The following is a 20,201-nucleotide window of genomic DNA, read 5'->3' as shown; positions in this document are numbered from 1 at the left end:
ATGGAAGCTCGTTCTTTTTTGTTAGGGGAGACGACCAGAAAGAGATACCGAGCGGCATAAGGCAAAACAGATGTGGCTGGAGAGCTACGGGCATATGAAGCTAAAGGATATCGCCGCTAGTTGAGGGTTAAACGCCTTAAGTGAAAGCGTTGACATAAATTTCAACCCTCTATATACTTAGCTTAGTTAATTGAAAATGAAATAGCACTGGGATTGTTACTGTTACGCAGGCAAAACCTAAGGAACCAAATGCTAAGATCCAAGGATCTTATGTATTTGGTTATCTTAGGTTTTTTTGTTTATAGAGACAGGAAGGTTAAATATGGCGGTTTAGACAACCTGTCGAAGCCGTTTCTTCTATTATGATGTTCACATCTGAGAGGAGCGACAAACTTGGAATACAAATATGAGCTAGTCCAGGCAGACAATCATTTTCCATTAAAAATTATAGCTCATTCCTCCAATGAACCAGCATACATACCTAGGCATTGCCACGACAGCATCGAAATATCCTATGTACTCTCAGGAAAAATCGACAATATCTATATAGATGGCATGAATTATAGCTCCAAAGAAGGAGATATTGTGCTCATTAATTCGAATGCTATTCATTCCTTTTCTGTGGCTAAGGGCCAAGGTAGACAGGCTATAACTGTTCTGATTCCTTCAGGATTTATTCGAGAAAATATAAAGGATAGTAATCCCATTTTATTTGATTGTATATCCATTTTCGAAACCAACGAGCAGAGATTACAGCATTTTGAGGAGCTGCGTGATCTGTTAAACACATTATTTGTGGCTTACCTCAACCAGCACAATGACCCTTTAGTACATATTCACTTAACGTCTCTATCTTATAGATTGGTGTACCTTTTATTAATGCATTTTAAAATTGACAACGAATCGCTCCCTGGCTTTAACACGAATAAATATTTGGAGCGGCTGACATTGATAACTGATTATATCAAAGAAAATTACGATCAGAGCCTATCGCTGGATTCCATCGCTCAGGTTTTTGGATTGTCTCCCGAATATTTGTCCCGTTTTTTTGTAAAGCATGTAGGGTTGACGCTCTTTCAATATATCAACGCCATCCGTCTGGAGAAATCTTTCCGTGTTCTTATGAATACAGACCATTCTATTATACAAATTGCGCTGGAACACGGATTTCCGAACGAGAAGTCTTTTGCCAGGGTATTTAAAAAGGTTTATCACGTGACGCCTCATCAATATCGTAAAAAGCACAAGAGGCTTTCTGAAGCAAGGAGTCAGTAATTGACCTGAATTAGGCTAATAAAAGGCAGGATGCAAATAAAAAAATCGTTAAAATTAATAATGTAAGCGTTTTATTAATGGATCTAGGAGGTAAGACATCATGTTTAAACAGTTTAAAAAGGTTGCTAAAACATCTATGTTATTCACTTTAGCTGTCAGTACGACCTTTGCTTTCAGCTCCGGTGCATGGGCCAAGGATGCCAAGGTACAGCCCACCTCATACCGGACGGTTGCGGAGGTGAAGGATTGGGGAGCAGCCATTACGAAGATCATTGTTAACCTGGGTAAGCCGGTGCCCAAAGATGCGATAACAAACGATACATTTAAGGTACATGTGGAAAGAAGCGACAATAGGTTGGTAAATTCCTTTATTGAAAAAGGTAACAGGAAGGTCACCAAGGCCTATGTATCGGACAAAAGCGGCAACCCTGTAAAGAAAACCGGAAGCTACGTTGTGCTGGAAATGGAAATCGGTCCGTCCTTAACATTGGGTTCCGCTATTCATTATGATGCAGGTTCCGGGTTTAACGGATGGAATGATAACAAATATACGATCACGCAGCAAAAGGCTATTAAAACCCAATCAGGAACAATTTCCGGATTGAAGATTGATACTTCCTCAGGTGAAATCCGGAAGCTTGTTGATCAGTTTACAACTGGCAAAGCTACATTTGATGGGGTTACTTTAACCTACGCGAACTACGCACCAGCAAAAGACAAAGTGAAGAACCCTTTGGTGATCTGGCTGCATGGTATGGGAGAGGGAGGTACAGATCCGACGATTCCAATTTCGGGAAATAAGGCAGCGAATTTTGCTTCTAAGGATATTCAATCTTATTTTGGCGGGGCTTATGTGCTGGCACCTCAGACCCCAACCTACTGGATGGATGGTTTTACAGGCTTTGGAGACGGAACCTCGAAGTACGAGCAAGCATTGATGTTCTTAATTAAGGAGTACGTGGCCAAGAACAAAGACATTGATACAGACCGAATCTATATTGGTGGAGACTCCAACGGTGGATACATGACTATGCTGCTGATCCGTGATTATAAAGACTATTTTGCAGCAGCTGTGGTGGCGTGTGAAGCCTTGAAGGATAGCCTTATCACCGATGAACAAATTAATGACATGAAGGACCTGCCGATCTGGTTTGTCGCCGCCAAAACCGACACCGTAGTTCCACCCAACGATTACATGATTCCGACTTATAACCGTTTGGTGAATGCGGGAGCAAAGGATGTCCATATGTCGTTGTTTGATAATGTAGTGGATACTTCTGGTTTGTACAAAAAGAGCGACAAAACACCGTATGAATATAATGGCCACTGGTCCTGGATTTACGTATATAACAATGAAGTATCAAAGCTGATTAACGGAAAGAAAACAACGATGATGCAATGGCTGGCCTCCAAAACATTGGACTGAGAGGGCAGGTACAGCTTTGGAAAGCTGTTGAGGATAAGAACATGAGATTCTTGTATACCTCATATACAAGAATCTCATCCCCAGGCTACACAGTGGATAACCCTGTTATTCGAAGCTGTATTTAATTCCCCATTGCTCTCGTATCTGACTCATGATATCCATAACGTCGAGGGAGAGCGGTAGGGTATTCCGGTTACTTTTTTCGGAAATACGGCTCTCTATCTCTTCAATCTCATACTGCAGGGCTTTAGCACTATCTCCTATTTCAATCAGTTCTACAGTTCCGTCCAAATATTGAACAGTAGCGCTGGAGGCCCGAGGGAAATTATCCACGGTGATATATCCTAATTCCCCAGCCACAATGCCCCGCTTGGGCATTTTAGATCTCATCGCCAGAGAGATGACGGCCATTTCCTCTACATTGTTGTTCAGAATGATTCCAGATTGTTCATCGACACCTGTCTCAAAGCGTTTGACAGTCGATAGAATTTCTTGAGGCTGCTCCGAAAGAAAATAACGGGCAAATGATAGGGCATATGTTCCAATATCCAGCAGCGCCCCTCCCGCCAGATCCTTACTGAAAAAGCGGTTATTCACATCGTACTCTTTATGACTGCCGAAAGAGACTTGAATCATTTTCAAACGGCCGATGGCCCCGTCGTCCAGAAGCTGCCGTAGCTTTTTATAAAGTGGCATGTGGTAGATTGTCATCGCTTCAGCCACTACTAATTGTTTTTCTTCGGCAAGACGAGCAATCTCGCGTAACTGTGCGCTGTTTATCGTGATGGACTTTTCGCAGAGGACATGCTTTCCCATCGAAAGGCTGTCTATCACGTATTGGTAATGGTGGCTGTGCGGTGTGGCGATGTAGACCGCATCCAGCTCAGGGTTCTGCAGCATTTCGCTGTGTCCGCCGTAAGCCTTCAAGGCACCGTGTCGGCTGGCAAATTCCTCAGCTTTCTCTAGTGTGCGTGAGGATACTGCATACAGTGTTCCGCCAAGCTCATTTAGGGCGACTGCGAATTCTGCAGCGATCGATCCTGGTCCGATAATACCCCACTTCAAATGATCCATGGTTAAGCCCCCGTTCTTATTTTGGTGTGTCTATTTTTTGGGACATAAATCGGACTCCATGCTCGCTCCCAACGAGCACTCCTGTCACTTCCTCCGTGAACAATGATGTCTCGATTACTCCGCTAATCTTTTTTAGGCTGCTCTGAATCTTCTCGATATCTATCCTTTCCCGAAAAAAAAACATCCATTAATAAATGCCCGTAATCGCTAATGGTATACCCATCTTTAGTTGGACTGCTGCGGACCATTCCGTTGCCGCCCAGGCTGGTAACCGATTTTTGGACATAAGATAGCGCATCCTCAAGAATCTCAAGTACGACAGGATGACTAAAGGTCAGTTCCTTTACCACCTTGCTCTCATCAACCAGTAATATGTAGTGCTCCGCCATCGTTGCGACCAGTTTCTCCCTGGTATGAATGCCGCCGCCGCTCTTCAGCGCCCGTAGCTGTTCATCGACCTCATCGCAGCCGTCAAAAGCAACGGAAATCTGCTCCACAGACCATAACGGAAGCAGCGGCAGACCATGCTGGATACAAAGGGCGGCTGTAGCACCGGAAGGGGTTATTACCTTAACGCGCCGACCAGATTCTTTAATCTGCCTGATTAAATAGGAGATGGTGCTTCCACCTCCCAGTCCAATGACTGTATCATCTCGGATATAAGTTAGAGCTTCTTTGGCATATTTGTGCATTATAATAAAAAAATGTGCAAAATGATCGCCTACAGTATATCGACGGTTTTTTTATCTGTCAAATGCAATATGCGCAAAGGGAGGGCGAGATGATGAATTTGCAGGAAGACCGAAAACTTTTAATTAAGGTTGCCCAAATGTATTATGAGCAGGATATGACGCAGAGCGAAATTTCTAAAGTGCTGGGCATTTACCGGACGACTATCAGCCGGATGTTGAAGCGGGTACGAGAAGAGGGGATTATGAGTATTACAATTAATTATGGGACAGCCGACCAGCTTCCACTGGAGCAGAAGCTATGCGAATGTTTTGGACTTCAGGAAGCTATTGTTGTTATGACCGATCCAGCTCAGCCAAGCCATCTTAAGCGTAAAGCCATAGGCCGGGCTTGCTCAGATTGGCTGCAGCATAAGGTTCAGTCTAAGGATGTTATCGGTTTTTCTTGGGGAAGCAGTCTAGCAAGTGTAGTGGATGAATTCTCCACCGACAACCGCCCTTTTGTAACGTTCATTCCCATGGTCGGTGGTCCCTCAGGAAAACTAGAGAGCCGCTATCATGTGAACACTATTTGTTATCAAGCAGCGTTTAAGTGGAACGCCCGTTCATTAATGATTGATGCACCGGCGATTACAGAGCAGAGGGAAACCAGAGAGCAATTGATAAATTCCCCTTACTTCAAGACAATCTCTGATTATTGGGATAAGTTAGATATTGCGTTATTTGGCATTGGCTCAGCCAAATTGCAGGGGCGTGAGAAGTGGAGAGGATTTTATGGCGATGCATTTATTACAGAATTGGAAGATGGGCGGGCGGCCGGAGATATTTGCTCGCGTTTCTTTGACGAAAGCGGTACTTCGATCAAAACAAGTTTGGAAGATAGGACCCTTACCATTTCACTGGAGCAAATCAAAAAGGCGAAGCTTTCTGTCGGTATAGCAGAATCATTAGAAAAGGTTCCAGGAATCCTGGGTGCATTGAATGGGGGTTACATGAATGTGCTCGTCACAACGGAAGAAACAGCATTAAAACTGCTGGAACAAGCTACTGAAAACAAATCCCCATGACATGATATGTACGATTATTTGCGTACACATGATAACATGGGGCTAGTTTCTGATCCATCATCTTAGGTCACAAGTACAACATTGCTCTTTCACTTATTCACTTCAATCAGCCCATCCGGCTTTTCTCGATTAGAGAGTAATTCAGATACAGTGACGAAGGAATAACCTCTTTTCTTGAGCTCAGGGAGAATAATCTTCAAGGCATCAACGGTTTGTGTACTTTGATGTACATAATCGTGCATGAGGACAATATCACCGTTACGGGCATTGCGAAGCACCTTATCAGCGATACGGTGTACACCGGGCTTTCGCCAATCTAGGGTGTCCTGATGCCAGGACCATAATATAATTTTCAGTCCCTTCTCTTTGGATAGCTTGACCAGTGTATCGTTATAGGAGCCGCCTGGTGGTCTAAATAGATGTGTCCCCGCACCAGTTGCTTGAACGATGCTCGCCTGACCTTGATTCAATTCTGACAGAGCTTTATTGCGGGAAATATATTGAAAGGATGAATGAAGGAAGGTATGGTTGCCAACTTCATGTCCTTCCTCTCGTTCCCGTTTTACAAGGTGTGGCAGCTTTTCTACACGGCTGCCGACGACAAAAAAGGTCGCTTTCGCATCATATTTCTGAAGTAAATCAAGAATGGCAGGAGTATTGCTTTCGTCCGGTCCGTCATCGAATGTGAGAGCGATAAGCTTACGATGGGTAGGAACTTCCCATACAATGTCGCCCCGTTCTTCGTAATAGGCTCTTCCCTTTGTAGGAGCGGGAGAGGCGTATGATGTGTCTTGTGCATTCGTATATGGAATGGGACAAGGACTAATACTCAGCAAAGAAACAGCGATTCCAGCGCATAGCAAACGGTTATATTTCATCAGGCTTCTTCTCCGTTCTGACGTATTCTCACATTAGCTTGCCAAGAAGAAGCGCATACCATTCCTCATTTTTAAAATTATCTTCAGCATATTAGAACTCATGAAGAGAAGCATAGTATGGAAGATATAAGCCCCAGAACAGGTCTTAAGGGTAAATACGGTAAATTAATGAGACTAAGTTCAAGAGTGTAGCATAATGTAACAGGGGAACTTCTGCTTTTGCTCTCTCTGAATTAGTTGAAGACCTCTCATGAGTTAAAACTTGTGAGAGGTCTTGTTGGCGATTTTGTAATAAAAGGATTATTACATCCCTCAAGATTCTAAGTTAAACTTTTCAAGGTAGCTGAATAGCATCTAATATTAGTAACCCGTCTTGCATATTAATATTTTTTTTTAAGCTGTTCTCTTAATATTTCTAAATGCTTACTGAGCAGCTCTATTTTTCTTTGGAATAATTTATTTGTTTTTCTTATTTTAAAGAGGTAGATCAACGCACATGAACATATAAAAATATGAATAAAGCAGAACCAGTAGATTATGGTTACAGATATAGTCCAGGTCCCTATCAGAATCCTCTCCTTACTTCGATTTTATTAGGTGGGCTGTTTCTGCCAAAATCTCATCCAAACGATGCATTGCTTTGTTTTGTTTAAAAGTGCAAATAATAAAAATAAGAGCAAAAGAGAAGAGCAATAATTCACTTCCTAAAAATAAAAATATAGACATTTCGTGAAGAAATAAATTGTCAAACATAAATTTTCCTCCAAATTTTAATAATATTTGACATATAAATCTATAATATGTTAATCTTCAATAGTATCATACCATATTATAGGAGGAAGAACATGAAAAAAGTTGTAGCGTCTGCAATATTGTCCGTCTCTCTTTTACTTTCAATGGCACCCGCTAGTTTTGCAAGTGAGGTTTCTTCAGTTACATTTTCAAATCAAGATTTCGAAAAATTATCTAGTCATTTAAATGATTTGGGTCTTTCGGAAAAAGTGCAACAAAGCCTAATAGAAAAGATTAAGGCAGGAGAACTCCCTGATTCTGACAACCCAGAGAAAAAAGATACTGGTATTACAAGTGAAGTAGAATCATCAGATGGTATGAAAATTCAAAAAACTACGTTTCCTGATGGCTCCGTAATTCAATCAACCATAGATCTTACAAACGCGAAAATAAAGGAAGAACATGTTATAACTCCAAATGATGTTTCAGGGGGATATGCCTCAGGAGGAACTGGTTATAGAACATTTACAAATGCAACAGTGAGAGAAGAAACTTCTTTTGTTAAAGCGAGATTTTTTGCTGATTATACATTAGTTCAAGGTGGCTACAGCTACATTTCGGACGCTTATGATCCTTATATTGATATAATTGGGGGGTACTCAAGTGGAGAAAATTTGGTAGTCGACCAACCTAAACAGACTGATTCAAGACCCGCTCGTGCAACCTTGACATTTACTTGGGTTAAAATAAATGGTTACTTTAGCTCTACATACAAATTATTTCTATATGTTCACAACAGTTCAGCTAGCTCACAATTACAAACATATTAATTTAATAATTTGTTAGTGTTTTACCTAAATATTTTATTTACAAGCGAGATAGATAAAAGGGCTTCTTCCAAGTTAAATAAACTTTGGAAGCCTTTCTATGAAATGATAAGCGAGTTTAATACAGGAAGCATGCGGAGGAGCAAGAGATTAGTTTTGCACTCGATCTTATACGATGCAGGCTTGGCACTGATCGATTCAGACAAAGCTTGTTTTTGCTCTCTCCATTCCGTCGTGTAAGAAAAGGGTAATTATACCTAAATAGATTAAATTTTACATACTATATCTCTTCATTGTATCATTCTTCCAGGCAGGAGGAAGTTAATACGGCCTGCTATTAATAGTAAGTGAGGTAAAGGCTAGCATATAAAAGACGCACATCGCCGAATTTTGCTCAATAACAGTGCTCGCTTGCTTGTTGATAACATCCTGTGCCCATGTTAAGTTGTACATATCCATCCTTGGTTTTAATGTGCAGTGGAGATCAGTCATTGTCCAGTTCTTATTCTGACGAAAAATGGAAGAGGTCGACGGGGCAAGCCGCAAAAGCTGATTTGAGGTCATGGAGCTGCGACTCGTTCCTGAACTTCGAACAGGAGATGAGACGGGATGAAAACAGATGAAAAAGAGCTACGAGCCATTAATCTGACGTTAGAAGCCGGCGAACACATCCGATCCTTTATTAGGTGTACGTATGATTTGCAGCAAAGCTCCGAGAAGATACCGCTTTGTGGAATGCTGGCAGTAACGTCCCAACGAATCATCTTTTATTCCTGCACTATGGGTATCCCTTGGATCAAATTCATTAATTATCACCATGTTTCGCTGGCTAAGCTGGAAAAGGAATTGTCGGATATTAAGGGGAGCATCCTGCTGATCAATCAGGGGGTAAATGAGGTGTTCTGCCACCTGCCGAATGAAGAACGTATAGAGCGTTTTATAGCTATACTAGAGCAGGAAGCTGGCATTTCCTGTGAGAACTAATGATTATAAGAAAACAAAAAAATAAAACCTCCAACTTCGTAATGTGCCAAGGGTAGGCTCCTTACGGATTTGGAGGTTTTTTTGTCTTTTAGTTAGACAGACTGCATGGATCGAGCGCTAGCTCAACAGGACTATAACCAACAAATTAAATAGCACCAGCGGCAGAATGACATTGTTGTAGGCATAGGAACGATCAGGGGTCGGGGTTCCTAAGGAGGATGAGTGATACTGCTGAGGCACTCTCAAATACAAATGATCCGCATCCATATGCGCAATCGTTCCTTCATACACCTGATGATCCATCGTTTGTACCCTAACCGTGTGGTTCATGTAGGGACTCAAGTGATAATGCAAATGATCGTGGACTTTTTTGAGTTCTTGTTGGAATTCCGGTCTAGCTTGATATAAGGTTTGCGGACTGACGGTGTTGTACGACATTCGCCTCTGACCTCCATACTCATATAATGATATATCGTATGCAGGAGCCTGTGCCCTTGTGCAAATAGCCAAGTAAGACAGGTTTACAAAGAGTCAAAACATTAACATTTTACTCCAGTTCACTTGATGTTCCCTTTACATCAAAACGATACACTTACTGAGGTTGGTTTGAAAAGAAAGGGGCGTTCCATTTTGGGTGAACTTAACAAATCTTTGGGACTGGGGACGAGGAGCCAGCAACGGACATCGTCTAAAGCTCGCATACGCACGGGTTCGCTAAAAATTCAAAGACTGCGCGAAAACGCGCTGGCGTATACCTTTTTGGCTCCATCGCTTATTTTGTTTGCTGTATTTATGTTTTATCCGATGATAAAGTCCGTTTATCTCAGCTTGCATTCTACAGATCCCGCAGGAAACGTTGCAGATTATGTGGGGTTAGATAACTTTGCTATGCTGTTCAGCTCAGGTCAGTTTCTACAGGGGATTAAGGTCACGCTGCTTTTTGCACTATTGACGGTACCTGTGGGTATTTTACTGGCGCTGGTACTCGCTGCCCTTACACACAGTAAATTACGTGGAATGCGTATCTTCCAGTTTGCCTTCTCGCTACCGATGGTGTTATCGGTGGGTTCATCTGCGGTCATTTGGAAATTCCTTTTCCATCCTACACTGGGGATGTTCAACTATGTGCTTTCCCTATTACATATCAATCCAGTTCCGTGGTTGACCAGCCCAGATTGGGCGTTGTTCTCCGTAGCCATAATGACCATCTGGATGAATCTTGGCTTCAATTACATTATCTTATCAAGCGGACTTCAAGGGATTCCAGATGACATGTACGAAAGTGCCAAAATGGACGGAGCCGGACCGTTGGTCACGTTCTGGCGTATCTCTATGCCGCTGCTATCACCGACGATCTTTTTTGTGACCGTAGTTTCCATCATTGGTGCCTTCCAGTCTTTCGCTCAAATTAATATCTTGACCAAAGGTGGTCCGGTGAACAGTACGAATGTATTTGTATATTCCATTTATCAGGAAGCTTTCGTTAATTTCCGGTTCGGAACAGGGAGTGCGCAGGCCATTGTCTTGTTTGCTGTCATTTTGCTGCTTACGATGATTCAGTTTAAGTGGGTGGAAAGAAAGGTGCATTACCAATGAAACAACACCTGAATTCAACATTATTGTATGTGCTGCTTACGATTGCAGCCGCTCTGATTTTGTACCCAGTTATTTATACATTTTTTATGGCGGTCATGTCACCGGAGGAAGCGAGCGCTTACCCACCAAGCTTTTTCCCGCATTCCTTTCATATGGCCAATTTTTCTGAAGTGTTTGAAATCGTTCCGATTGCAGCCTTTATCGGCAACACCTTTCTCATTTCGGGTCTGACAATGATCGGACAACTGATTACAGCCAGCTTGGCGGCCTATGCCTTTGCCAAAATGGAATTCAAGGGAAAAAACTTCATTTTTAGCATGTTTGTCGCGACGATGATGATCCCTTGGGAAGTTACTATTATTCCCAACTATCTGACGGTACGAAGCTGGAACTGGCTTGATACATATCAAGGGTTGACGGTTCCATTTCTGGCGACGGCGTTCGGAACGTTCCTGTTAAGACAATTTTTTCTCCAGCTTCCCAAGGAACTGTTCGAGGCTGCTCGTATGGATGGGTGCGGACATATCCGATATTTCCTGTTTCATGTGCTTCCGTTATCGCGCCCTGCGCTCGGAACACTGGCTGTGTATTCGTTCCTGAACATGTACAATTCATATCTCTGGCCTTTACTGGTCACAAATAGCGAGAATATGCGTACCGTACAGATCGGCATATCTATGCTGGAGTTTCAGGAATCGACTTCATGGAATCTGGTGTTTGCGGGTACGGCACTTGTCATTTTACCGTCTCTGCTCCTGCTGATCTTTGGATTAAAACAGCTGGTGCGTGGAATGGCAGCGGGTGCGCTTAAAGGCTAATTATAGAAGCAAAAGACAGCAACACCTGCGCAAGCAGCCTATATACAAAGCTTTAACACACAAGAGTACAAACATTTCATTCAAGAATCATTTAATCAAAGGGAGAGAAGAGAGATTATGAGATTTTTTCGTTTGAAAAGTGCTTTGACCCTGCTTATTCTGACTGCTATGGTCGTTGCAGCAGGCTGTAGCAATAATACAGCGGCGGAGAAGCCGAGTAATGGTAATGATACAGGGGCAGCAGCAACTTCACCTGTAAAGCTGACTTGGTGGCATTCAATGTCCGGCAACGGTGAAAAAGCGATCAAGCAGATTGCTGCTGACTTTAACGCTAGTCATAAGGACATTCAGGTAGAGCCAGTATATCAAGGTAAATATGATGACAGCTTGAACAAGCTGAAGGCGTCGCTTGGTTCTAAGAGCGGACCGGACATCATTCAAGTATACGAAATCGGCAGTAAATTCATGATCGACTCCAAAATGATCACGCCTGTACAACAATTTATTGATGCGGATAAGTTCGATTTGTCGCAGCTTGAACCGAATATTACACGATACTACACGATTGATGGCAAATTGAACGCCATGCCGTTCAATACGTCAAACCCGATTTTGTATTACAACAAGGATGCTTTCAAAGCCGCAGGACTTGACCCAGCTAATCCTCCGAAAACGTATGATGAATTCGAAAAAGCTGCCAAAGCCTTAAGTAAGGATGGTAAATCTGGTGCATCCATTGCCATTTACGGCTGGTTTATGGAGCAACTGTTTGCCAATCAGAACGCGGACTATGTGAATAATGGCAATGGACGTGAGCAAGCAGCTACGGAATCGTTGCTGAATTCGGATGCCGGTGTAAAAACGCTGACATGGTGGAAGAAAATGATCGATGAAAAGGTCGTATCCAATTTGGGACGTAACTCGGACGATACAGCGAAAGCCTTTTCCGCAGGACAAATTGCGATGACGCTGGATTCTACCGCTTCGCTGCGTAATATTGTGGAGCAGGTTGGCGATAAATTCGAAGTAGGCACAGGGTTTCTGCCAAGAGCCAATGAAGCAAAAGAAGGCGGCGTAGTTGTAGGCGGCGCGAGCTTATACATCATGAACAACAAACCTGAAGCCCAGCAAAAGGCAGCATGGGAGTTCATTAAATTCGTCGCCTCCCCAGCAGTACAGGCACAATGGAGTGTGAATACTGGGTACTTCCCAATCACGAAAGCGGCCTATGACGAGAAGGTACTCAAAGATAACATGGTAAAATATCCGCAATTCCAGACAGCTGTTGACCAATTGCATGCATCGGCACAATCTACTGCTACACAAGGCGCAGTGATGGGCGTATTCCCAGAAGCGCGTCAGATCGTCGAAGGTGCGATTGAGGCTGTTCTGAGTGGCCAGCAGCAGCCAAAACAGGCTCTGGATCAAGCTGCACAAGAAATTACAGGCAAAATCGCGCAATACAATCAAACGGTGAAGAAATAGTCGGCCCTCCCTTAAAATCGGCTGATAATTCGTAGATGTGCCTCCTTATTAGCCGATTTTATGAAATAACGGATCGAATGAGTGACCCCCTCACTTATTCGATCCGTTTTTGCATTTTTATTTTAGAATAATCGTTTAGACGAAGTGTCTAAAATGGTCATTTTTGCACATTTCCTATTGCTGGATAACTGAAAATGGGCTTATAATAAATACATAATTTTTGTACTGGACGGTCAGTTCAAAAAAGGAGGAAGCATGAAACAGCAAACGAAGGAAATTATTTTTAACGGCGCACTCAAGGCTTTTTCCGAACGAGGATTTAATGATACAAATATGGAGGAAATTGCCAAGGTATGTGGCATAGCTAAAGGAACCCTGTACTACAATTTTAAAAACAAGCAAGAATTGTACATTTACATTTTGAAGATGGGAATGGAACGTTTTGTCCAGGATATCCATGAAGCGATGGCTCAAATTCCTATGGATCAGGTAGAAGTGAGGGTTCGCAAGCTGATCCAAGTACATATTGAGTTCATTGGAAGAGAGCCGGATTTTTGCCGTCTACTGGTCAGTAAGGGGTGGGTCTCGCAGGAACAGCATTTTAATATTAGGCAGGTGCTGGCAGACTATTTTGATTTTATGGAGGCAGAGATTGATTCCGGCAAGTTCTATGGAAAAATTTCGAGTAAGCTGGATGCAAAAACGACTGCAAATTGTTTATTCGGCATTTACATTTTTACTCCAATGCGGTCGATGGTATGGGGCGAAACGATGAATCTGCAGGAAGTTCGCGAAAGTACCGAAGTATTTGTATGTAACGCGCTGGGGATGCAACATTAAATAGACAAGTGGAGTGATGAGAACATGAAAGCCAAAAAATATGCGATTTACATCATACTTATTATTTTAATCGCTGTAGGAATCTATGCTTTGACTGCTTTCCCACGAGGGAGCAGCAGCTTATCCGCAGATGAGTCTTCTTCTATCCCTACGGCTTATGTAGAATCCGATACGCTCAATGCCAGCTTTAAGATGGCGGGACGTATTGATCAGATGCTGGTGAATGAGGGCGACAAGGTAAAAAAAGGGCAGGTGATAGCCCATCTGGAAAGCCGTGAGCTGGAAGATAAGGTGAAGCAAGCACAGGCTGCTTTGCTGGCAGCCAAAAGCAATGTGTCCAAAGCGAAAGCCAGCGTATTGCAGGCTCAAGCAGGCGTAGGCCAGGCACAGGCTACCGTGAGCGCCGCTCAGGCCAAGAAGAGCCAAGGTACGACAGCGGTCAGTGTGACTGCTGAGGCTTCCTCCAGCCAGATAGAACAGGCCCAAGCGGCTGCGAACGCCGCCAAAGCGAAACTGGATGCCCTCAAGAGCGGGGCAAGACCGCAGGAGATTGAGCAATTGCAAGCATCTGTGAAGGTAGCGAAGGAAACGCTGGACCTGACTGTTAAAAATCTGGAGCGTGCCAAAAAGCTTCAAGAAGCCGGTGCAGCAACTCAGGCCTCACTGGATCAAGCGACATTGGAACATCAACAGGCAGTGGCCAAGTATAATGCTGAGTCGCAAAAATTGGATATGGCGCGGGAGGGAAGCCGTAAGGAGGAAATTACGGCGGCTGAAGCCCAATACCGTCAAGCCTTGGCTGCAGTGAAGGAAGCACAGGCAGGAGCGGGCAAAGTGGCTGTGCAACAGGAAGATGTCAAAGCTGCTCAGGCTTCGGTAGAGCAAGCGCAATCCGCTGTGAAGGCTGCGCAATCGACGGTAGAGCAGGCACGATCTGCGGTTGAAGGTGCCAATGCACAGGTAGCCCAAGCGGAAGCTGCACTTCAGGAGGCTCAGACCTATTTGGGCTATACTACGCTGCGTGCGCCTGAGGATGGGATCGTAAAATCCAAGTCGCTTAGCTTGGGTGAGATGGCTAGCGCAGGATTTCCTGTCTATACTATTGAAACATCCACACAGCGTTGGGCTAAATTCTATGTACCGGAAACGTCTCTGAACGGTCTTCAAGCAGGGGATACAGTTCAAGTTAAATTACTGTCAGGCGGTAAGGAGCTGAAGGGCAAAGTCATTCTGTTAGAATCGGCTGCGGACTTTGCCATTCAAAAACCGAGCCAAAGCTCAGGTGATAAGGATGTCCGTTCCTTTGGTGTGAAGGTAGCATTACCGGATCTTGCGGCTTCCGTTCCAACAGGCTCCACGGTTCTGTTTACAGGCAAAGGGGCGCAGTAATATGCAGGGTTCACAGGAAAGACTTCGTATCCGCGATGTGTTTCGCGAGGAATGGCTGAGTATCTTCCGGGACCGCCGCTTTATGGCTATTCTGCTGATTACGCCAATTGTGTATACGATACTGTTCGGCTTCCTGTATTCGCATCAGCGGATTACCGAGATGCCTGTTACGGTGTATGACGGAGATAATTCGCAGCTTAGTCGCCAAATCATTCAGGCGTTCGACGCGACTGATTCATTTGCCGTTACACGGCAAGTGACCAATCAGGATGATGTAGTCCGCCAGGTAGAGACTGGGGAAGCCAAGGTCGGAATTGTCATTCCAGATAACTTTACCACTCGGCTTAAGCATGGGGAAAATCCACCTGTGCTTACGCTGATTGACGGCAGTAATATGATGTATTCCAATAGTGCCAGTCGGATTGCCAATCAGGTCATTAGTAGCGTGAGTGCCGGAGTATCGCTCAATTCCATGAAGCAAAAGGGAATGAACGCCGATCAGGCCGCCTCGACGCTAACTACCATCCCGTTCCGATCCAGAGTGCTATTTAACCCGGTTTATGATTATAAGCTTTTCATGCCGTTGGGGGTTATTTCTGCGGCTCTCCAGCAGTGTCTGCTGCTAGGTATTGCGTTGTCTTGCACGCGTGATAAGGAAGCTGGGACTTGGGGAAGATTTGGCGCATGGAAAAACACCCCTTGGCGCTTGGCTATTGCCAAGCTAGCACCCTATTATGCGGCGGGAGCTTTTAATGTGCTGACTGTATTCAGTATTAGCGCTTTATGCTTCGATATTCCGTTTAGGGGACAGGTACTGCCATTGATTTTGGTTTCGCTGGTCTTTAACTTTGCTTTGTGTGGATTAGGGTTCCTGTTCAGTCTCTTTTCCAAGACCAGAGTGGATGCAACACAAACTCTGATGCTCATTGCTGTTCCTTCCTTTATGCTGTCAGGTTATACGTGGCCATTAGAAGCAATGCCCGGCTTCTTGCGAGGGCTTGCTGAAATATTGCCGCTGACGTATTATTTGGACGCAGTACGGAACATTACGCTCAAGGGTCTGGATATCACATACATCTTTAAGGATTTGATTGCTCTGGGCGTCATTGGTTGTGTGAGTCTGCTGGTGGCCTTCGTGATCTATCCGTTATTCTTTAGACAACATCAGACGACAGCACAGCATGCCGATGTGCCCGCTCAAGAAGGGTTCACACTTAAAGGCTGAGAGCAATTTTAAATATGGATATTCAAAAGGCAGATCAGATGTAACCCTGATCTGCCTTTTATTTATTAGTATGGTTTAAAAGTGAAGTATTATTGCGTTTTGAGATCCTCAATAGAATCAATGGGTACATAGGATGGAACGACAAGTCCGGACATAACGCCAGTCATGCTGGTTCCGATGTCATCTACTTTATCCTTGTATTGAGCCCAATAATCAGCATGCGTCAATGGAAGCCAAGCGGCTGCGGTAGCATCTACACTTCCGCCAGCCACGCCTGTCCACATTGGGCCGATTTCCACTTGCAGCGCGGTTACTTTATAGCCCAATTTTTGTTCTAATACATATTTCAATACGTTCGTACTGGCAATTTCCGAATCCCAAGCAGCGTAGCTCAGCTTCAGAGGATCGCCGTTGACGGGCTGCAAACCCTTGATCCATTCCTGTACTTTATCAGGATGCTTATCAGCCCAGTTCTTGGCAGCCTGCTGTGGGGGAGTACCATCTTGAATTGCGATCATCACTTCACCCATATCTTCAGCAGTCCACTTGAAACGGCTTAGAAATTCATAAGCCACAGGAGCATCCTGTTTCAACCCTTTGCGGGCAATGGTATGAATTTCTTCTTTATCACCATAAGCCTTTTTAGGATCTTTTAAGTATTTCAAATCATACTTGTTAAACATCCAGTGAGGAGTCCAACCGGTTACAACGATAGGCTGCTTGGCTTTGATAGCTTTATCCAGTGTAGCGGTCATTGCAGCTCCAGAGCTTTCAAGCAGTTTCCAGTCGGACAATCCATAGTCACTGATAGCTTTAGCAGTCAGCTTCATCAGTCCGGCACCAGGGTCGGTACCGACAATGCGGTAGCCGACCTCCTTGCCAAAGTCCCCAGTAGCGGCGGAGGCTGGAGCCGCTTCGGCTCCGTTCCCCTGCAATTCAGTAATTGATTTAACATTCATGTAAGCTGGAACGACCAACCCGGTTTTAACACCAGTCATATTTGCACCTAGGTCGTCGAGTTTATCTTTGTATTTAGCCCAGTAATCCGCATGCGTTAACGGCAGCCATGCAGCCGGTGAGGCATCTACATCGCCACTAGCGACACCTGTCCACATAGGACCTGCTTCAACTTGCAGTGCGGTTACTTTGTAACCCAGTTTGTTTTCCATAATATATTTCAGCAAATTCGTACTCGCAATTTCCGAATCCCAAGCTACATAGCTTAGCTTAAAGGTGTCGCCATTGACAGGTTGCAGTCCTTGAGTCCATTCCTGAACCTTGTCGGCATGTTTCTCTGCCCAATCCTTGGCAGCTTGCTCAGGGCTGGTCCCTTCTTGGATAGCAACCATCATTTCACCCATATCTTCAGCAGTCCATTTGAAACGTTTTAGAAACTCATAAGCAGTAGGAGCGTCCTGCTGCAAACCTTTGCGGGCAATCGTATGAATACCCTCGGCTTCACCATAAGACTTTTTAGGGTCTTCCAAATATTTGAGATCATACTTGTTGAACATCCAGTGAGGAGTCCAACCGGTAATAATGATCGGTTTTTTCGCTTTGATGGCTTTGTCCAATGTGGCCGTCATGGCTGCACCGGAACCCTCGACTAGCTTCCAATCAGACAAATTGTAGTCTTGAATTGCTTTAGCCGTCGACTTCATAATGCCTGCCCCGGCATCAATACCAATAATTTTATAATCAACCTCTGCGCCAATCGGATTGGCAGCAGCACTACCTTTACCAGCAGCGGAATGATCTGTTCCAACAAAATATTGAGATGCGCCAGCGATCAGAATAACCGCTGTAACTGCAGAGGTGATCCATACTTTTTGCTTGCTGGATACACGACTTTTGCTTCTTTTCGTCGGTTTGAACAGGTTTTGTGTAAAGCGGTCAAGTACAATAGCCAGAACGACCACAGCCAAGCCGGCTTCAAAGCCTTTACCAATTTGCAGTTGGGTCACAGCACGATACACAACCGCACCGATACCTTCCGCACCGATCATGGAAGCAATAACAACCATGGACAGTGACAGCATAATCGTCTGATTAATACCAGCCATTAAGGTAGGCAATGCCAGTGGCAGCTGTACTTTAAACAGCTTTTGCGCCGATGTTGAACCAAAAGCATCAGAGGCTTCAATCAGCTCATCCGATACTTGCATAATCCCCAGGTTGGTCATGCGAATGGTTGGGGGGATCGCAAAGATTACAGAGGCGATAACACCTGGTACAACACCCAAGCTGAAAAAGGTAACCGCCGGGAGCAAGTACACGAACGCTGGCATCGTCTGCATAAAATCAAGTAAAGGCGTGATAATGCGTGATGCTGATTTACTGTATGCACACCAGATTCCGATCGGAATCCCGATAACAATGGATACAAGCGCAGACGTGATGACCAGTCCGAGCGTGTTCATCGTTTCACTCCAATAGCCGAGATTATCAATCAGCAGGAAGCCGATGACAGTGAACAGTGTAAGCTGCACCCGCCCGATCATAAAGGCGATAATCCCGATGATCACGATGAACACCAGAGGGTGCGGAAGCATGAACAAGCCAGAGAAAAAGCCTACTACCGCTTCAATTACCGAAGAAATAACATTAAACAATCCAGCCAGATGAATACCCATCCAGTCTACAATGGATTGAATCCACTCAGCGATTGGTAGTTTCGGTATCATGGGCATTCACCTCCTTTGTAGTAGGTACATCTCCACTTAGTGCACCCAATAAAGCTCCACGGACGATAACGCCCAGCAATTTCTGCTTGTCATCGACGACAGCCAGTGGCACCTTGGACGAGCTTGTAATTTCAAACAAATCATTAATAACAGTTTCAGCAGGAACCTGCGGTCCGTCCGTGATCAAAATATCTTCAATCTTCAAATTGTTGCGCAGTGCATGGACAGCATCCTCGGCATTAATAACACCCAGTAGCTTTTTGGTGCGGTCAATGACGAATAGATTGGAAATTCCACGCTCCCGCATCAATTCCAGAGCTACACGTGGACCGCGGTCCATAGTGATGGTTTCTGGACGAAGCATGACATGAGCAGCCGTCAACACTTTGGACAGATCCACATCCTCGACGAAGCGGGCTACATAAGAGTTAGCTGGTTGGATCATAATTTCTTCCGGTGTACCAATTTGTACGACCACTCCGTCCCGCATCAATGCAATCCGGTCACCAATCCGCAGCGCTTCATCCAGATCATGGGTGATAAAGACAATCGTTTTCTTCATTTTATCTTGAAGCTCCAGCAGCTCATCTTGCATGTCACGGCGAATGAGAGGGTCCAATGCGCTGAATGCTTCATCCATCAGGAGAACTTCAGGGTCATTTGCCAGTGCCCGTGCCAGGCCGACACGCTGCTGCATACCGCCACTCAGCTCATCGGGCATTTTATCGCCCCAGTTTTTAAGACCAACCAGTTCCAGCGCTGTTTGTGCCTTTTCCTGGCGTTGTGCTTTATCTACCTTTTGAATTTCAAGACCGTATTCTACATTTTCCAATACAGTCCGATGTGGGAACAGGGCGAACTTTTGAAAAACCATGCTGATGGTTTTACGACGAACCTCGCGGAGTTGTTCTTTGTTCATCTTACGGAGATCTTTGCCGTGGACCAGAATTTCACCGGAGGTAGGCTCAATCAAGCGATTTAGCATTCGCACCAAAGTGGACTTGCCGCTACCTGATAACCCCATAATTACGAAAATTTCACCTTGCTTAATTTGCATGTTGGCCTTGTTAACACCAACAGTAATCTGTTTTTCTTTGGCCAGCTTTTCTTTGCCCCAGCCTTGCTCCAGGAGCGGAACACCTTGCTCTGCGTGAGGACCAAAGAGTTTGCTGACATTTTTGACTTCCAAAATCGTCATACATACACCTCTTC

19 protein-coding genes are annotated in these 20,201 nt (G+C 44.5%); 12 read left to right on the top strand and 7 right to left on the bottom strand.

Annotation, left to right across the window (positions count from 1 at the left end):
• The first annotated feature begins 70 nt into the window (after window positions 1-70).
• The 3 genes from ACXHJ1_RS00475 to ACXHJ1_RS00465 all read left to right on the top strand — a co-directional run bounded on the left by ACXHJ1_RS00475 (window position 71) and on the right by ACXHJ1_RS00465 (window position 2,701).
• The gene (locus ACXHJ1_RS00475) at window positions 71-124 is read left to right on the top strand and encodes a hypothetical protein (RefSeq protein ID WP_080561202.1); all 54 of its coding nucleotides are present in this window, start codon (window positions 71-73) and stop codon (window positions 122-124) included.
• A gap of 269 nt (window positions 125-393) precedes the next feature.
• Window positions 394-1,275 (top strand): AraC family transcriptional regulator, encoded by an 882-nt coding sequence (locus tag ACXHJ1_RS00470; protein WP_457905399.1) that lies wholly within the window; start codon window positions 394-396, stop codon window positions 1,273-1,275.
• Window positions 1,276-1,375: 100 nt separating this feature from the next.
• Window positions 1,376-2,701: a prolyl oligopeptidase family serine peptidase gene (locus ACXHJ1_RS00465; protein ID WP_457905398.1), complete on the top strand. Its 1,326-nt coding sequence runs from the start codon at window positions 1,376-1,378 to the stop codon at window positions 2,699-2,701.
• Between the two features lie 105 nt (window positions 2,702-2,806).
• Here the strand turns inward: ACXHJ1_RS00465 and ACXHJ1_RS00460 are convergent, their stop codons facing one another.
• On the bottom strand, window positions 2,807-3,775 hold the full coding sequence (locus ACXHJ1_RS00460; protein ID WP_457905397.1) for a Gfo/Idh/MocA family protein: 969 nt from the start codon (window positions 3,773-3,775) through the stop codon (window positions 2,807-2,809).
• A gap of 122 nt (window positions 3,776-3,897) precedes the next feature.
• A complete protein-coding gene (gene rpiA / locus ACXHJ1_RS00455) occupies window positions 3,898-4,467 on the bottom strand; it encodes a ribose 5-phosphate isomerase A (RefSeq protein WP_457905396.1) in 570 nt (189 codons plus the stop codon).
• Between the two features lie 89 nt (window positions 4,468-4,556).
• Between rpiA and ACXHJ1_RS00450 the strand changes: the two genes are divergently transcribed.
• The gene (locus ACXHJ1_RS00450) at window positions 4,557-5,531 is read left to right on the top strand and encodes a sugar-binding transcriptional regulator (RefSeq protein WP_457905395.1); all 975 of its coding nucleotides are present in this window, start codon (window positions 4,557-4,559) and stop codon (window positions 5,529-5,531) included.
• 89 nt (window positions 5,532-5,620) lie between these two features.
• On the opposite strand, the gene ACXHJ1_RS00445 is transcribed toward ACXHJ1_RS00450, so the two are convergent.
• Window positions 5,621-6,409 carry a polysaccharide deacetylase family protein gene (locus ACXHJ1_RS00445; protein ID WP_031463100.1) on the bottom strand — a complete coding sequence of 263 codons (789 nt, stop codon included), beginning with the start codon at window positions 6,407-6,409 and terminating at the stop codon, window positions 5,621-5,623.
• Between the two features lie 579 nt (window positions 6,410-6,988).
• Entirely contained in the window at window positions 6,989-7,162 is a 174-nt protein-coding gene (locus tag ACXHJ1_RS00440) for a hypothetical protein (protein WP_457905394.1), read from the bottom strand.
• A gap of 92 nt (window positions 7,163-7,254) precedes the next feature.
• On the opposite strand from ACXHJ1_RS00440, the gene ACXHJ1_RS00435 reads away from it, so the two are divergent.
• Both ACXHJ1_RS00435 and ACXHJ1_RS00430 read left to right on the top strand, forming a co-directional pair.
• Window positions 7,255-7,971 (top strand): hypothetical protein, encoded by a 717-nt coding sequence (locus ACXHJ1_RS00435; RefSeq protein ID WP_031463101.1) that lies wholly within the window; start codon window positions 7,255-7,257, stop codon window positions 7,969-7,971.
• 606 nt (window positions 7,972-8,577) lie between these two features.
• On the top strand, window positions 8,578-8,952 hold the full coding sequence (locus ACXHJ1_RS00430) for a hypothetical protein (protein ID WP_457905393.1): 375 nt from the start codon (window positions 8,578-8,580) through the stop codon (window positions 8,950-8,952).
• Window positions 8,953-9,069: 117 nt separating this feature from the next.
• Here the strand turns inward: ACXHJ1_RS00430 and ACXHJ1_RS00425 are convergent, their stop codons facing one another.
• Window positions 9,070-9,390 (bottom strand): hypothetical protein, encoded by a 321-nt coding sequence (locus tag ACXHJ1_RS00425; RefSeq protein WP_019686540.1) that lies wholly within the window; start codon window positions 9,388-9,390, stop codon window positions 9,070-9,072.
• Window positions 9,391-9,582: 192 nt separating this feature from the next.
• Between ACXHJ1_RS00425 and ACXHJ1_RS00420 the strand changes: the two genes are divergently transcribed.
• The 6 genes from ACXHJ1_RS00420 to ACXHJ1_RS00395 all read left to right on the top strand — a co-directional run bounded on the left by ACXHJ1_RS00420 (window position 9,583) and on the right by ACXHJ1_RS00395 (window position 16,305).
• On the top strand, window positions 9,583-10,548 hold the full coding sequence (locus tag ACXHJ1_RS00420) for a carbohydrate ABC transporter permease (RefSeq protein ID WP_016821187.1): 966 nt from the start codon (window positions 9,583-9,585) through the stop codon (window positions 10,546-10,548).
• Window positions 10,545-11,366, top strand: a complete 822-nt coding sequence (locus ACXHJ1_RS00415) for a carbohydrate ABC transporter permease (protein WP_016821186.1) — start codon at window positions 10,545-10,547, stop codon at window positions 11,364-11,366. The genes ACXHJ1_RS00420 and ACXHJ1_RS00415 overlap by 4 nt, the downstream gene beginning before the upstream one ends.
• Before the next feature lie 117 nt (window positions 11,367-11,483).
• Window positions 11,484-12,851 (top strand): ABC transporter substrate-binding protein, encoded by a 1,368-nt coding sequence (locus ACXHJ1_RS00410; RefSeq protein ID WP_457905392.1) that lies wholly within the window; start codon window positions 11,484-11,486, stop codon window positions 12,849-12,851.
• Window positions 12,852-13,106: 255 nt separating this feature from the next.
• Entirely contained in the window at window positions 13,107-13,691 is a 585-nt protein-coding gene (locus ACXHJ1_RS00405; RefSeq protein WP_016821184.1) for a TetR/AcrR family transcriptional regulator, read from the top strand.
• A gap of 24 nt (window positions 13,692-13,715) precedes the next feature.
• The gene (locus tag ACXHJ1_RS00400) at window positions 13,716-15,080 is read left to right on the top strand and encodes an HlyD family secretion protein (RefSeq protein ID WP_457905391.1); all 1,365 of its coding nucleotides are present in this window, start codon (window positions 13,716-13,718) and stop codon (window positions 15,078-15,080) included.
• A 1-nt stretch (window position 15,081) separates the two neighbouring features.
• Window positions 15,082-16,305, top strand: a complete 1,224-nt coding sequence (locus ACXHJ1_RS00395) for an ABC transporter permease (RefSeq protein WP_277507394.1) — start codon at window positions 15,082-15,084, stop codon at window positions 16,303-16,305.
• A gap of 89 nt (window positions 16,306-16,394) precedes the next feature.
• On the opposite strand, the gene ACXHJ1_RS00390 is transcribed toward ACXHJ1_RS00395, so the two are convergent.
• Together ACXHJ1_RS00390 and ACXHJ1_RS00385 are read right to left on the bottom strand one after the other, a co-directional pair.
• Window positions 16,395-18,989, bottom strand: a complete 2,595-nt coding sequence (locus tag ACXHJ1_RS00390; RefSeq protein WP_019686544.1) for a glycine betaine ABC transporter substrate-binding protein — start codon at window positions 18,987-18,989, stop codon at window positions 16,395-16,397.
• Entirely contained in the window at window positions 18,964-20,187 is a 1,224-nt protein-coding gene (locus ACXHJ1_RS00385; RefSeq protein WP_029514910.1) for a quaternary amine ABC transporter ATP-binding protein, read from the bottom strand. The genes ACXHJ1_RS00390 and ACXHJ1_RS00385 overlap by 26 nt, the downstream gene beginning before the upstream one ends.
• Between the last annotated feature and the right edge of the window lie 14 nt (window positions 20,188-20,201).

The sequence above is a fragment of the Paenibacillus sp. ALE2 genome (assembly GCF_054113385.1).
Note: the sequence above shows the minus strand (reverse complement) of the source record. Positions and strands in the feature narration are given on the sequence as shown.